Genomic DNA, 14,032 nt, shown 5'->3' with positions numbered 1-14,032 from the left:
ATGTTTTTGACCTCGCTGGGCCTGGCCACAGCGGTCCTGATCATGGAAGCGATGTTTCAGATGTTCTTCGTGACGCCGCTGTGGAATGTGCTGCCCATGCCGGAGGTCTCACTTTATGGTCCCGATGCCCCGACAGGCTATGCACATCGTCCCGGCACCAGCGGCATCTGGATGACCGAGAACCGCTCACACGTGACCATTTCGGCGCAAGGGCTTCGTGACCGCGACCGTCCCGCAGTTCCAAACGGCCCGCGCATCGTTGTGGTTGGCAACTCCATGATTGAAGCTACCCAGGTTGCTCAAGGCGAAACAGCCGTCGCCGTGGCGGAGAAAAGCCTTCAGCGGCATACCCCTGGTATCGAGGTGCTAAACCTGGGGCTTGCCGGGGCAACACCTGCCGTCGAAATCGCGCGCCTTTTCTCGCGAGGCACGAAGCTTCGCGCTGATCTCGCACTCGTGGTCGTTCCTCTGGGAGACTTGCTGTCAGCCGCATCACGGGACGATTCAGGCTTCACAGCCTATCGGCAACAGGTGGACGGCAGTTATGGATTATCCTACGGCTTTCGCGAGGGGCGTGGCTTTCGCTTTCGCACGTCGGCTGCGGGCGATGCGATGTATGCAGCTCTTGATCACTCTTTCATTGCGACGCTGTTGAACAACCGCAAGAATATCGGGTTCTTCGCAGAATTTCCCAGCCGCCCACAGGCGCCGTCAGGTGATGCCCGGCCGCAATCGACTTGCCAAGGGGCGAACCTAAACGCGCAAGCCCGTCTCTGGCTGACAAATGAGCCGGCCGATGCAGCGGGTGTGCGGGACGCTTTCATCCGCGACCTCGCTGCTTTCCAAAAGAGCGGAACCACCGTGATCGTTCTTGTCCAAGGTCTGAATCCGCGATGCGAGTTAAACCAGCGCCAGAAAGTCATGGCGCGAATCATCCAACGTTTCGCGGAAGCCGGCCTCGATGCCACAGATCTGGATGCAGAGATCGTTCGACGGGTAGGCGCCAGCAATATCTATGCCCTGCATGGTTTCGCGAGCTCGCTTGGGCGCGGTCATCTCAATGTTGACGGCAACAAAGTCTACGGTGCGATCTTTGCCGATGTTATCCGCAGGAGCTTGAGCAGGATGGGCTCTCCGGCAGAGCCGAGGACATGATGATCGAACTTTCAGGCTATCATCTACCGCTACTGGTTATTCTCGTCGGTTCCCTCGTCGCGGCGACAATCGGGACGGGCGTGGCCCTCACTTGGCTGCGCTCAACAGCACTGTTCGATGTGCCGAACGACCGAAGCTCGCACCGAACTCCGACGCTCCGTGGCGGCGGTATCGGCTTTGTTCCGGTTATTGTTATCGGCTGGCTCCTCGTACCGGCTTTTGCGCCCGTCGGGCCATCGCTGCTGGTCATCTGCGCCGTGGCCGCCATGGCCGTCCTCGGCTTTCTCGACGACCGGAAAAGTCTCAAAAGGCGGATTCGCCTCGGCGTTCAGATCGCTGCAACGGGTGCGCTGATCCTGTCGGTGCCGGACGAAGCCTTCGTCTTTCGCGGCGGTTTTCCCTTTCTCCTTGACCGGCTCATCGCATGGATTTCGCTGGTCTGGTTCGTCAACCTCTTCAACTTCATGGACGGCATCGACGGCATCGCGGCCACGGAGGCCGCAATGGTCTCGGGAGGCCTTGCCGCGCTCACTCTTGTTGCGCCCCATTCCGGCATTCCCGCCCGTGAAGCCGTGGTGGTGGCGGGCGCGGCTCTCGGCTTCCTCGTCTTCAACCGGCCCCCGGCCAAGCTTTTCATGGGGGATGTGGGAAGTCTCGCGCTCGGTCTCGCGCTCGGCTATCTCCTGTTGACCACGGCCGTCATCGGTTATCTGGCGCCGGCTGTCATCCTGCCGATGTACTTCCTGGCGGACGCCAGCCTGACACTCTTTTCACGCCTTTTCCGCCGCGCGAAGATCGGCGATGCCCATCGCGAGCATGCCTACCAGCGCGCGGTCGACGGTGGGACATCGCACCTCAGCGTGGTTCTGCAGGTCGCCGTGGGCAACCTCGGGCTCGCGGGCTGCGCCTTCTACTCGCTGTATCATCCCTGGAGCGCCTTCGTTCTGGCGGCAGCCATATCGCTCGGCCTTATCATGCTGCTGCGTGCGCAGGGGCCTGCGAAGGCGGAATTGGAAGCTGACGCCAAATTTCCGCGGGAGCGTTAGAACACCGCCCGGTTTCAACCATCGTTGGAAGAGCTCAGGTCCTTGGGCAGCAGTCCCTCGTCACGATGCCCGCTCAATGCGCTGATCGCCTGGCCAATCAGGTCGCGGGCCTGCTGATGCGTGCCGGGTGACAAATGCGCCAGCGCCTGTTCGAGCAGATCCTTCGCCGTTCCGGCCTGATCAGTCTGCGCGGGAGAGACCATGATCTTCACTCCGCTTTCTTGATGACAGCGCAGGCGATCCGATCACCCGCGGCTCCTGATGGCTGGCTGCTGTAATCATCGGGATCGGCATGGAGCACCAGGGCGGATCCATCTGCGTCGAACAGCGATGAAGCGCCGTCGAGAAGCGTGACATTGGCATTGATGATATGCGCCTGAAGCTCGCCGTCCGCGCCTACGAATTGATTGAGCATGTCTCCGGCATGAGGACCGCGGGACGATTCATATCCGTGCGTCTGATCGCCCGGCGTGAAATGGGCGCCGGCTGACTCAAACTTGCTCGCGGTGTCGCAGTTGCCGGTCTGATGGATATGAAAGGCATGCTCGCCCTCCGGTATTCCGGAAACCGACATCTGGATGACGACCCCACCTTTGGTTTCCATCAGTTCCGCCTGGCCAATGCTTTTGCCATCCAGGTTGATGAATTCGGCGCTCGCCTTGCCCGTCGTGACGGCCGAATCCGGTGCGGGCGTCTGCCCCCAGGCCGCAGTCGCCATCATGATGAAACCGGTCGTGGCAAGAAAGCGCCGCATCTCTGTCTCCTGTCGGTAAATCCGCCTCTAGGCTCAACCCGCTTGCCGGCCGGCCAGTTCCGGCGTCAACGACCAAACCCAGGAATGGGAAGATCACCGAGCCCCGAGGCCTTGATCGTCGGAAGGCCCGGGGGCGGATCGAGGTCGGCCGCGTTCTGAGGTCCTCTCTGCAAGGCAGTGACCTGCATGGCCGGCCCTTCTCCCTCTCCGCCTGCCCACAGTGGAATGCCGTCCGCGGTCATGCAGGCAACACCCGGCCGTTGCGTCTTGGGATCGATGAACCGCCACCTTTCACAGGCCTCACCAATCAAGGACGTGTCCGGACCGATATGCTCGGCACCGACGCTGTTGATGTCGGGCAGCCCGATCTCATGCAGGTCGACGTCGAGGGCCATTTTCATGCCCTGCATGTCGATCACCAGAATGGCGGTTCCGGCGAGCATGTTGATATAGGCCGTGGTCATGCCTGCGGGGCCGTTGGAATCCACCCGCATCTTGCCGTCCTGATAGTGAAACTCACCCGTCATGCCCTGAGGCAGAGTGACGGCGGCATGAAACGGCGTACGGGGAGGATAAGGTGGACGCTGCTGCCCCGAGGCGTGAACGACCATCAGGAACGTTGCGACAGCGCCGAGCATCATGCGGATCATTGATTGCCTCACGGGGTGTGGCCTGCCGCGCGATAGGCTGCGGCATCAAAGGCGATCTTTGGATCCGGCGCCTTGCCGTCGAAAGGCGCCTGACCCGCTACCGTGAGGACGTGCCGCAGGCATGCGATGCGCAGGCGTCGCTTATCGTTGGCGCGCACGACGGTCCAAGGCGCCTCCGCAGTGTGGGTCGCGTCAAACATGGCCTCCGCGGCCTCGGTGTAGGCCTCCCATTTGGGAAGGCCGGCGTAGTCGATGGGGGACAGCTTCCATTGCTTCAACGGGTCGTGGCGGCGCGCGTGGAGCCGTGTCAATTGCATCTCCCGGCCGACCGTGAGCCAAAACTTGATCAGGATGATCCCGGATTCGATCAACATCGCTTCAAAGCGGGGAGCTTCATGAAAAAAGCGCCTTGTATCCGCAGGCTTGCAGAAGCCCATCACCGGCTCGACTACCGCGCGGTTGTACCAGGAGCGATCGAACAGAACGATCTCGCCGCTTGTCGGGAGATGGCTGACATAGCGCTGGAAATACCATTGCCCCCGCTCCACGTCGCTGGGTTTTGGGAGCGCGACCACACGTGCCGAGCGCGGGTTCAGATGTTGGGTGAATCGGCTGATCGTTCCTCCCTTGCCCGCTGAATCCCGTCCTTCGAACACGACGACAAGACGGCGGCCGCTGCTGTGCAGCTGCGCCTGCAGCTTCAGCAGATCAATCTGCAGCCGGCGCAGCTCTTTCTCATAGGGCTTTCGCTTCATGGCCGGATAGGGAAAGCCTCCGCTGCGAAAGGCCCGTTTTTCGATGGCTTTTGGGAGGGGCTGGGCATCGAGGTCAACGGCGGCGCCGTCGACAACCACTTCGATGCCGGAGGTATCGTGGACGCTGTCCTGAATGCTGTCTGACTTCTGAGCCATGGGTCTGCCTGAGATCATGGCAGCACTCTATCCCGAGGACGGGCGGCGGTCACCTGTATAGCGGTCTAGATGGGAGGAGAGATCGGCGGTGCTTCCGCTCCGTGGGGGCATCGGAATATGCGTCCGCACCGCCGAGGTCCAACAGGAACCCAAATCCCTGTATGGTTCACAAGTGTTCTAATATTCTTCTTTTAAACGCAACCCTGTTTTTTAGACTGCAGACATAAGACAAAAGTATCATGGCACCTAACCCATTGGTATCCCTCAAAAATCATTGTTTCTAAAGAAACTAATCACTTTCGCGTTAGGGTTAAAGATTGCTTTTTGAGGAAGAAGAAAACGAGCCAGTAACCTTCAGCGTCCCAATGTGGCACGACCGGAGGCGGCGACATTAACGCCTGGAGGCAGGACGGGACGTCTTTGAAGGCCATTCTGGCTGTCGGGGGCAAAGCCAGGCGACGAAGAGACCAGGCAGCCTCGATAGTTGCCATCAACGCCGAAACAGCCGAGTTCAGAGCGGCTGTTGCTGGCGGTGCATCCATTGCCATAGGGACAGCAACACCCAGACACGCTCGGCGGTATCCCGGCGCTTGGCCTGAAGGTCGGATAGCCATTGCCGGCCAAGATCGCTTTCCTCCAGCCCCATGAAGGCAAGAGCGGAGGGCGTGACGGCTTCTTCCGCCATCTCGCGCAGTGGCCCCAGCAGCCATTGCGCCACCGGAATTTCAAAGCCCTTCTTCGGGCGTGCCAAAACACCGGCCGGCAACCGATCGGCGAATGCGTCCCGCAGCACCGCCTTGCCACGTCCTGGCGCCACCTTGGCCTCAGGCGGAAAGGCAAGCGCTGCTTCAACCAGCCGGTGGTCCAGAAGGGGCGAACGCACCTCCAAGGCATTGGCCATGCCCATGCGATCCACCTTAGGCAGCATATCCCCCGGCAGCACGATATTGAGGTCGGCATAAAGGGTCTTGTCTATGCTGCTCGCGGCGCCCGACTCCCTCTGCCAGCGCGCGACGAGGTCGGCCACATCGTAAGCCGGAGATCCCGCCAGTCCGGCGACCTCCGCCTCATCAAGGGCCCGGATCCACTGCGCCTGCCGCTGGGCATCGGAAAAGGAGGCCGCGGCGGCAAAGCGGCGCAGACGACGCAGACGTTCGCTGAGCCAGCTGTCCTTGCTCTCCGGCATCAGGTCGATCAGCCCTTTGGCCCCGCGGCGCAGGCCCAGCGGCAGGGCGCTCCAGCGCCCGGCGTAGAGTTCTCCCTGATGGCGGCGATAGCCGCCGAAGACCTCGTCGCCACCATCGCCCGAGAGCGCCACGGTTGCATGCCTCCGGATCTCCCGCGACACGATGTAGGCCGGCACAGCAGAGCTGTCGCCAAAGGGCTCATCGAGTCCGTCGAACACGCGATCGATGGCCCCGATGGCCTCGGCAGCGTCGACGGCGATCTCCACATGCTCGGTGCCGAGGTGCCGCGCCGTCTCCCGCGCCTGAGGGCGCTCCTCATAATAGGCCGCCACACCTTCGAAGCCGACGGTGAAGGTGCGCACACCAGGTCCCGCCGCTGCGGCCACGACGGCGGAATCAATGCCGCCGGACAAAAAGGCGCCAAGCGGCACATCCGCCACCATACGTGCCTGTACCGCCTCCTCCACGAGGTGGCGGATATAGGGCGCGCGGTCCTGTGGCGCGAGCCGCGCGGCGATGTCATCAGGCTTTGCCTGATACCAGCGGCGGCTCACGGCTCCGTCGCGGTCGATGCGCACGACATGACCTGGCGCAACCTTGGCGACGCCCTTGAGGATGGAGAGGGGCTCGGGAACATATTTCAGCGACAGATAGGCGGAGAGAGCTTCAGGATCGATCTCTCCGCGCGTGCCCATCAATTGCTGCAGGGCACGAAGATCCGAAGCAAAGACCACACCATCGGGAGTTTTGCTCCAAAGCAAGGGCTTCTTGCCGAAGCGGTCACGCGCCAGCCACAGCTGCCGTTCCCCGGCATCCCAGATCGCGAAGGCGAACATGCCGTCGAGCCGCAACAGGAGATCGGGCCCGTACTGGCACCAGCCCGCGAGGATGACCTCCGTGTCGGTGTCGGAGGAAAATCGCTCGCCGCGCTCCTCAAGCTGCTGCCTGAGGTCGCGATAATTGTAGATCATGCCATTGAAGCTGACGGCCAGACCGCCTCGCAGCATGGGCTGGCGGCCGGCCTCGGACAGATCGACGATGGACAGCCGGCGATGACCAAGCATGCAGCGCGCATCCGACCAGGTGCCGCTGCCGTCGGGGCCGCGATGGGAAAGTCGTTGCAGCGCGGCGTCAAGGCGCGGTGCCAGGGTGTCGCCATCGAGTCCCGCGGGATCAACGACGCCAGCAATCCCACACATGGCTTTCCCTCCGGCCTATCTCATATAGCCGATATCGCGGCGGGTCTGCCCGGAGGTGATGCGCTCTTTCCACCACGCCACGGTTTGCGCAAGACCTTCCTCCAACGACACCTGTGGCGCCCATCCGGCCGCCCGCAGGATCTTGCGGTTGTCTGCCAGAAGCTCCCAGACCTCAGAACTGCCCGGCCGCCTGCGGCTTGCCTCGATCTCGACCGGCTTGTTCGATCCCGTGATGGCGATGATGGCATCAAGCGTTTCCTGAATGGAGACGAACCGTCCGGTGCCGCCGTTGTAGGCCTCGCCATAGGCCAGATCATCCGCTGCCGCCAACGCAAGAAAGGCCGCGGCTGTGTCGCTGACGAAGGTGAAATCGCGCTTCGGCGACAGGTCGCCCACCCGGATCACGTCGCACGCGGGATCGACAACCTGACGGATCAGCGATGATATTACCGCACGTTCGCTCTGGCGCGGACCGAAGGTGTTGAACGGGCGAAGCGTCACCACCGGCAGGTCGAAGGAACGAGCGAAAGCCTCCGCCATCATATCGGCGCCGATCTTGGATGCCGAATATGGTGACTGGCCCTGCAGCGGATGGCTTTCATCCATTGGCGTTGTGCGTGCCGATCCATAGACCTCGCTTGTCGAGGTATGCACCACACGCGCCAGCCCATGGGCGCGGGCGGCCTCAAGCACATTGAGCGTACCCGTCACGTTTGTAGCCACGTAGGATTCTGGCGCTTCATAGGAATAGGGGATGGCGATCAAAGCCGCGAGGTGCAGGCAGATCTCCTGCCCCTTGAGCAACCGCATGACGAAGCCCGCATCACGGACGTCTCCGCGTACGATGTTGACACCATCACGCACATCCGCTGGCAAGTCGTCCAGCCAGCCATTGCTGTCGAAGGAGTTGTAGAGGGCAAGAGCGGTCACCTGCGCACCGGCGGCAACCAGCTGCGCCGTGACGTGAGAACCGATGAAGCCGTCGGCACCCGTCACGACAATCTTCTTTCCCTGGTAGCGCACGCGTCATCCTCTCCTTGGCTCGACGGCCGATGTGAAGGCCTCTAACGGGGCCATTGCGATGGATCAAGCACCGATCTCGGCAGGTCCTCGCCAAGTTCATTGAGGCGCTGTCGCTGTTCCGCGCTGAGCGGAGGGCGTGTCATAGCCTCTAAATGGGAGGCCAACTGATCGCCTCGTTCCACGCCCACCACGATGTATGACACACCTTGCAGCTCACGCAGGAACAGCAGAAGAAGATGAGCGATCGGGATCTGCCATCGCAGGGCCAAGCCGTCCAGCTCGCGGATCACTGCAGCCAATGGCGCGAGATGAGGCGGCAATCGATCCGGCGGCATCAGCAGCGCACCCTGCAGGAACACCGAGCGGGCGAAGACCTCCGTTCCCCTTTCGGAAGCCGCTGTCAGAACTCCAGAGTTGACCGCGCGGGTGTCGACCGCGCTGAGCGGCAGCTGCAGTCCTGCGAGATCTCGCACAGCCATGACCTGCAAAGCCTCTTCCGCCGTATAGAACGAGCCGCCGATAGCTGTAATCTCACCTCTGTCCACGGCGGCTTGGAGTTCGTCGGAGACCAGAGGGTCAAGCAGATCGGTGCCACGATGCGCCATAACCATTTGGAGCCGCCCCACACCAAGCATGCGCCGCGACAGGTTGAGATTGTCGCGGATAGAGCCGCGGCGCTCGTCGTCCGATCCCGCCTGCACGGCAGGAAGCTTGGTGATGATGACAGGAGACGCTCCCGGGCGGCTTCTCAACCAGCTACCGATGCGCGCTTCAGCTTCACCATAGACTCTTGCAGTGTCGAACGCGGTGATACCTGCGGCGTAAGCGGCATCGAGGACCTGAAAAGCGCCCGCTTCATCAGGCATGCCATCGCTGTTGGCGACTCCATAAGGCAGCCCAAGCTGGACAGTGCCCAACGCGAGAGCCGCACGCCTCGGCTCGCTTTCAGGCGCGGAGAGCATCATGATCGAGAAAAGCATCCCTGTTTCGAGTGGCATGTTCATAGCATGAACATGCATCTTGACCAGCCAAACAAACCGGGTGTACGCCACTTTCCTGAAGACGTGTCGCGCAGTGGGATGGCTGGATTTCACCCGCTGTGCGGTAGCTATTGCGCACCCCCTCCTCTATGACATCCCATCACCCAACGCGCATTCCGCTTTCCGTCCCCGACCTTCGCGGCCGGGAACTGGAACTTCTGACACGGTGCATCGAGGACAACTGGGTGTCGTCGGCCGGACCTGAAGTTCTGGCACTCGAGCAGTCTCTGGCGCAGCTTACCGGCCGGCGCTTCGCCGTGGCCACCGTCAATGGCACCGCCGCCATCCACCTGGCGCTTCTCAGCGTGGGGATTTTGCCCGGTGACAAGGTGATCGTGCCGGACTGGACCTTCGCGGCGACAGCCAATGCGGTGGCTCATGCAGGCGCCATCCCCGTGTTCGTGGACGTCAACCCAACCGATTGGGCGCTATCGCCGGATCTGGTGCGGCAGGCCTTGTCCGATGACGCGACGATCAAGGCTGTCATTGCCGTCGATCCCGTGGGCCATGCGGCGGATATGGACGCTCTCGCCGCCATCTGTGCCACTGCAGGCGTGCCGCTTATCGAGGATGCTGCGGGTGCAATCGGCGCCTCCTACAAGGGGCGCCCCTGTGGATCCTTCGGGTCCGTTTCAACCTTTTCGTTCAACGGAAACAAGACAGTGACCGCCGGCGGCGGTGGCATGGTGCTGACGGATGATGAGGAGGTCGCCCGCCGTGTGCGCCACCGCTCCACCCAGGCGCGCCCCGGTACGGACTACATTCATGATGCGGTCGGCTATAATTATCGCATGACCAATCTGAACGCGGCCGTTGGCCTTGCTCAAATGGAACGGCTGTCCGAAATGGTGGCGAGCAAACGTGCCATCGCCGGGCGCTATGACGAGGCCTTGCGGGACCGCACCGATATGGCCGCCATGCCGCGGCCCGACCATTCGGAGAGCTCCTGCTGGCTTTACAATGTCCGGGTCGCGGACGAAGCGGGTGCCCATGCGCTGGTTTCGACGCTGGCTCAGGAAGGCATCGAGAGCCGGATATTCTGGCGTTCCCTGTCGGCCCAGGCGCCGTGGGCTGGATGCAGGACCTATCTGAGCGGCCTTTCGCACTCGCTTTCCGGCGTTGTGGTGTCGCTGCCCTGCTCCTCCTCACTGACGGACGAGCAGCAGAGCCGGGTTCTGAACGCGATTGCCCTTTGGCAGGGCGCTCCAATCACCCGAGAAAAAGCGGCGTGATGCGCGTCTGCCTGGTCGGCGCGGGTGGCCATGCCAAGGTTGTGACTGACGGGCTCAGAGAAGCTGGACACACTGTGGCCGTCTACTGCGATCCGCAGAAGGCGGATTGGCTGGACGCGGAATGGATCGAGAAGGACAGTGATCTTCAGTCTGTCGCCGACCTTCCATTCGTGCTTGGCCTCGGCGGCGTAACGCCTGACGGGCTGCTCAAGCGGGTCACATTTTTCGAGAAGCTGGCGCAGGGTCGCGAAATGCCGGCGATCATTCATCCCCGAGCCATGGTTTCGCCGAGCGCGACCGTAGAAGACGGCGCCCACATCATGCCAGGTGCGATCATCAATGCCGAAGCACACATCGGCCGCTTCACGATCATAAACAGCGGCGCCATCGTCGAGCATGATTCCGTCATCGAAGCTGGAGCGCATATCGCTCCCGGGGCAATCGTTCTCGGCGGCGGTTACGTTGGCGCCTACGCGATGATTGGTGCCGGGGCTGTTGTTCTACCTCAACAGGCGGTCAGGGCACATGGTTTTGTACGCGCGGCAAGCCTGGCACCGCGCACCTCATGAGAGGAAAATGATGTTTTCCCATGGAATGCGTCCCTATGTGATTGCCGAGATCGGGGCCAATCACAATGGGGACCTCGACCTGGCGCGGAAGATGATTCTGGCGGCCAAGGAGATCGGCTGCGACGCCGCTAAGTTCCAGAGCTGGGATGAGGGCCTGTTCGCCAAGGTAGTCTACGAGGAGAACAAATTCCTCGGCGACGACTACCGCGAGCGCAAGGATTATACTCTCAAGGAGATCATGGCGGAGTTCAAGGTCCATCGCGAGGCGATGAGCGAGCTCGCGGGCTTCTGCAAGGAAATCGGCATCGACTTCTGCAGCACGCCGTTCACGCCGGAACAAGTGGATGATCTCGTCGCCTTTGGTGCGCCCTTCATCAAGATCGCCTCCATGGACCTCGTGTCCGACTATCTCCTGCGGCACGCCGCCGGCACGGGTCTGCCGGTGATCGTCTCCACCGGCTTCAGCACGCTGGAGGAAATCGACCACGCGGTGCGCACGCTCGAGGAGGCCAAGGCCTCGGAGATCGTGATCCTGCATTGCCTAGGACTCTATCCGCCGCCGGATGAGGCGGTGAATCTCCTCAACATGGACATGCTGCGGGAGGCCTTCGATTATCCCGTCGGCTTTTCCGACCATACGCTCGGGCCGGAGATCGCGATCGGCTCCTTTGCGCGCGGTGCGGTGGTGCTGGAAAAACACTTCACGCTCGACAAGACCATGTTCGGCTGGGATCACAAGATCTCCGCCGACATGCCGGAAATGGAGGCCATCTGCCGGGGCCGCGATCGCGTCCATGCCGCGCTCGGCAGGCCGAGGCGCACATTGACCGACGCCGAGGTTTCCCGCAGGGCCGAGTTCCGCCGCTCCATCGTCGCCGCGCGCGACGTGAAGAAGGGCGAGCGGCTGACGGCGGACGATCTCGACTACAAGCGGCCCGGCCGCGGCATCGCGCCCAACATGGATCACCTCATCGTGGGCCGCACGGCAACGCGCGACATCGCCGCCGATGAGCTTCTGTCCTGGCAGGACCTTTCCGCGCAATGATCGCCGTCGTTCCCGCGCGCGGCGGTTCCAAAGGTTTGCCCCGAAAGAACGTGCTGCCGCTGGCTGGCCTGCCGCTGATCGTGCACAGCCTGCGCTGCGCGCTGGCCGCGCGCGAGATCAGCCGCGTGGTGGTCTCGACGGACGACGAGGAGATCGCCGCCGTGGCGCGCTCGGTCGAGGGGGTCGAGGTGCCCTTCATGCGGCCGGCGCATCTTGCCACCGACAGCGCTTCGGCCATTGACGTCCATCTCCATGCGGCGGAGGCGCTGGGCACCTCCGAACTCTGCGTGCTGCTTCCAACCGCTCCGCTCCGGCGGGCTGAGGACGTGGACGCTTCGGTGCGCCTGTTCCGGGAGCGGAAGGCCGAGGCCGTGCTGTCGGTCACCGCGGCCAAGCCCGCCGCCTGGCAGCAGGCGCTTGCCCCGGACGGACGGCTGAGCCCCCCGCCCGGCCTCGCCTCCAGCATCGACAATCGCCAGGGCTATGGCGAGGTCGTCATCCCCAACGGCGCGGTCTACGTGCTCGATATGGAGGCCCTGGCTCGCAGCCGGACCTACTTCGGCTCCAGGAGCTTCGGCCATGTCATGCCGGCCAGCCGCTCCATCGACATCGACGGGCCGGACGACCTCCTGATGGCTGAAGCGCTTCTGGCCCACCGGGAGGCGGCCGCGTGAAGATCGTGATCGCCACCTGTGTCTATGAGGCGGCGCGGCCCTATCTCCGCGCCTTCATGGATGGCGCCCGCGCCGCGTCGCAGGGACATGAGGCGGCGCTCGTCGCGGTGCTGGACGGGCTGGCCGATCCCGAGTCCTCTCTCGCGCCCCTCGCAGGGATCATGCCCGTAAGGCTGGTTCCCTCGGAGGCAGGCGGCAGCGACGAGGCCTCGCGGCTGAGTGCAGTCCGCGCGGCCATGCTGAAGGCGGCGGACGCCAGCGATGCCGATGCCGTGGTGTTCTGCGATGCCGATGACGTGCTCACGCCGCCGGCACTCGCGCTGCACGAGGCCGCGCTTTCCAGAGCGGATATTTCGGTGGGTGATCTCCAGCCGATCGACGATCGCGGGCAGCGGTTCGCCGCCCCCATGCTCGGCGCCGCGTTGCCGGATGTGATCTCCCCCGCCACGCTCGCCGAAACCAATGTTTGCGGCTTCTCCAACACCGCGGTGCGGCGCGGGACCCTGAGGAGCGTGACACAACAGCCCATGCCCCCGGTGATCGCGGCCGACTGGTGGACCTTCGCGGCATTGCTGGATGCCGGGTACAGCGCGTGCCGCGCGGATGGCGTGGTCGCGTTCTACCGGCAGCATGCTGGCAACATCCTCGGCGCCGGCGGCGCTTCCGATATCGCCGGCGCGCGCCGCCGCCTGAGGATCGTCGCCGATCATCACCGCGCGCGCGGTGAGCTTGAGCGCGCCAATGTCGCTGAGCGTCTTGCGGCGGACCCGGATCGTCTCGCCGATTTCATTCGGCGAATGCCATCCCCTGCCTCCGGCCCCTGGCATGCAGATGCGGCGGCCTGGTGCCGTCTTGCTATGAATGACGAAGTTCTTCCGCAGCGCACAGGACAGGTGCCATGAACACGAAGCCCGAAGCGGATATCCGCGACAGCTATGAACGGCAGGCCGGCTCCTACACGGCACTCTTCCAAAATCCCGAGCACGTGGAACACAAGCAGGCGGTCGGCGCCAAGCTTGCTGCTGTACTTGACGGGTTCAAACCCGAAACGCTGTTGGATGCCGGGATCGGCGAGGCGTCGACGATCATCCCGACGCTGAAGGCGATGCAACGAAAACCGCGCCTCTTGGGCTTCGACATCGCCCAATCGCGTACCGATTGGGCGAACAAGAACCTGATTGCCGCCGGCATCGAAGCCTCGCTGTTCGTCGGCAGCCTGCGCAGCATTGAACTTCAGGACAAATCGGTGGATGTGAGCGTGACATTCCATGCTATCGAGCCCAATCGCGGAGCCGAAGAGGTCATCCTGCGCGAATTGCTTCGGGTATCGAAGACAGCGCTCGTCATGGTCGAACCGAGCTATGAACTGGGAGACGAAGCGCAGCGGGCTCGCATGGACAAATTCGGCTACGTGCGCGGCCTTCCCGACACTCTGGACCGTATCGGCGCGAATTATACGGTGGAGCCGTGGCAGTTAGACATCAATCCAATGAACAAAGCTGCGCTGATCATCGTCCGGATGCCGTGAGAACGACGATTTCATCGCT

At 62.8% G+C, this 14,032-nt stretch carries 15 protein-coding genes; 8 read left to right on the top strand and 7 right to left on the bottom strand.

Features of this window, described 5'->3' with window-relative positions; all coding sequences use genetic code 11:
* A complete protein-coding gene (locus tag IEV58_RS05520; RefSeq protein ID WP_188408659.1) occupies positions 1 to 1,155 on the top strand; it encodes an SGNH/GDSL hydrolase family protein in 1,155 nt (384 codons plus the stop codon).
* Positions 1,152 to 2,201 carry an MraY family glycosyltransferase gene (locus IEV58_RS05515; RefSeq protein WP_188408658.1) on the top strand — a complete coding sequence of 350 codons (1,050 nt, stop codon included), beginning with the start codon at positions 1,152 to 1,154 and terminating at the stop codon, positions 2,199 to 2,201. Before IEV58_RS05520 ends, IEV58_RS05515 begins: the two co-directional genes overlap by 4 nt.
* 14 nt (positions 2,202 to 2,215) lie before the next feature.
* Here the strand turns inward: IEV58_RS05515 and IEV58_RS05510 are convergent, their stop codons facing one another.
* The 7 genes from IEV58_RS05510 to IEV58_RS05480 all read right to left on the bottom strand — a co-directional run bounded on the left by IEV58_RS05510 (position 2,216) and on the right by IEV58_RS05480 (position 8,905).
* The gene (locus IEV58_RS05510) at positions 2,216 to 2,413 is read right to left on the bottom strand and encodes a hypothetical protein (RefSeq protein ID WP_188408657.1); all 198 of its coding nucleotides are present in this window, start codon (positions 2,411 to 2,413) and stop codon (positions 2,216 to 2,218) included.
* A complete protein-coding gene (locus IEV58_RS05505; protein ID WP_188408656.1) occupies positions 2,410 to 2,955 on the bottom strand; it encodes a superoxide dismutase family protein in 546 nt (181 codons plus the stop codon). Before IEV58_RS05505 ends, IEV58_RS05510 begins: the two co-directional genes overlap by 4 nt.
* Positions 2,956 to 3,020: 65 nt before the next feature.
* Positions 3,021 to 3,605, bottom strand: a complete 585-nt coding sequence (locus IEV58_RS05500) for a hypothetical protein (RefSeq protein ID WP_188408655.1) — start codon at positions 3,603 to 3,605, stop codon at positions 3,021 to 3,023.
* Between the two features lie 8 nt (positions 3,606 to 3,613).
* Positions 3,614 to 4,516 carry a polyphosphate kinase 2 gene (gene ppk2, locus IEV58_RS05495; RefSeq protein WP_188408654.1) on the bottom strand — a complete coding sequence of 301 codons (903 nt, stop codon included), beginning with the start codon at positions 4,514 to 4,516 and terminating at the stop codon, positions 3,614 to 3,616.
* 511 nt (positions 4,517 to 5,027) lie between these two features.
* The gene (asnB, locus tag IEV58_RS05490; RefSeq protein ID WP_188408653.1) at positions 5,028 to 6,902 is read right to left on the bottom strand and encodes an asparagine synthase (glutamine-hydrolyzing); all 1,875 of its coding nucleotides are present in this window, start codon (positions 6,900 to 6,902) and stop codon (positions 5,028 to 5,030) included.
* Positions 6,903 to 6,917: 15 nt separating this feature from the next.
* A complete protein-coding gene (locus IEV58_RS05485) occupies positions 6,918 to 7,925 on the bottom strand; it encodes an SDR family NAD(P)-dependent oxidoreductase (protein ID WP_188408652.1) in 1,008 nt (335 codons plus the stop codon).
* Between the two features lie 41 nt (positions 7,926 to 7,966).
* The gene (locus IEV58_RS05480; protein ID WP_188408651.1) at positions 7,967 to 8,905 is read right to left on the bottom strand and encodes an aldo/keto reductase; all 939 of its coding nucleotides are present in this window, start codon (positions 8,903 to 8,905) and stop codon (positions 7,967 to 7,969) included.
* A gap of 149 nt (positions 8,906 to 9,054) precedes the next feature.
* Here IEV58_RS05480 and IEV58_RS05475 point away from each other — a divergent pair, with 149 nt between their 5' ends.
* Genes IEV58_RS05475 through IEV58_RS05450 form a run of 6 tightly spaced genes read left to right on the top strand, consistent with a single transcriptional unit; the run spans position 9,055 to position 14,013 of the window.
* A complete protein-coding gene (locus IEV58_RS05475; RefSeq protein WP_188408650.1) occupies positions 9,055 to 10,197 on the top strand; it encodes a DegT/DnrJ/EryC1/StrS family aminotransferase in 1,143 nt (380 codons plus the stop codon).
* Entirely contained in the window at positions 10,197 to 10,766 is a 570-nt protein-coding gene (locus tag IEV58_RS05470) for a PglD-related sugar-binding protein (protein ID WP_188408649.1), read from the top strand. The genes IEV58_RS05475 and IEV58_RS05470 overlap by 1 nt, the downstream gene beginning before the upstream one ends.
* A 7-nt stretch (positions 10,767 to 10,773) precedes the next feature.
* Positions 10,774 to 11,811, top strand: coding sequence for an N-acetylneuraminate synthase family protein (locus IEV58_RS05465; protein WP_188408648.1), 1,038 nt, complete (start codon positions 10,774 to 10,776; stop codon positions 11,809 to 11,811).
* Complete coding sequence (locus IEV58_RS05460; protein WP_188408647.1) at positions 11,808 to 12,485, top strand: acylneuraminate cytidylyltransferase family protein; 678 nt, start codon at positions 11,808 to 11,810, stop codon at positions 12,483 to 12,485. The genes IEV58_RS05465 and IEV58_RS05460 overlap by 4 nt, the downstream gene beginning before the upstream one ends.
* Positions 12,482 to 13,387, top strand: a complete 906-nt coding sequence (locus IEV58_RS05455) for a glycosyltransferase family protein (protein ID WP_188408646.1) — start codon at positions 12,482 to 12,484, stop codon at positions 13,385 to 13,387. The genes IEV58_RS05460 and IEV58_RS05455 overlap by 4 nt, the downstream gene beginning before the upstream one ends.
* On the top strand, positions 13,384 to 14,013 hold the full coding sequence (locus IEV58_RS05450) for a class I SAM-dependent methyltransferase (protein WP_188408645.1): 630 nt from the start codon (positions 13,384 to 13,386) through the stop codon (positions 14,011 to 14,013). Before IEV58_RS05455 ends, IEV58_RS05450 begins: the two co-directional genes overlap by 4 nt.
* Positions 14,014 to 14,032 lie beyond the last annotated feature (19 nt).

Source organism: Agaricicola taiwanensis (genome assembly GCF_014635245.1).
Taxonomy (GTDB): domain Bacteria; phylum Pseudomonadota; class Alphaproteobacteria; order Rhizobiales; family Methylopilaceae; genus Agaricicola; species Agaricicola taiwanensis.
Note: the sequence above shows the minus strand (reverse complement) of the source record. Positions and strands in the feature narration are given on the sequence as shown.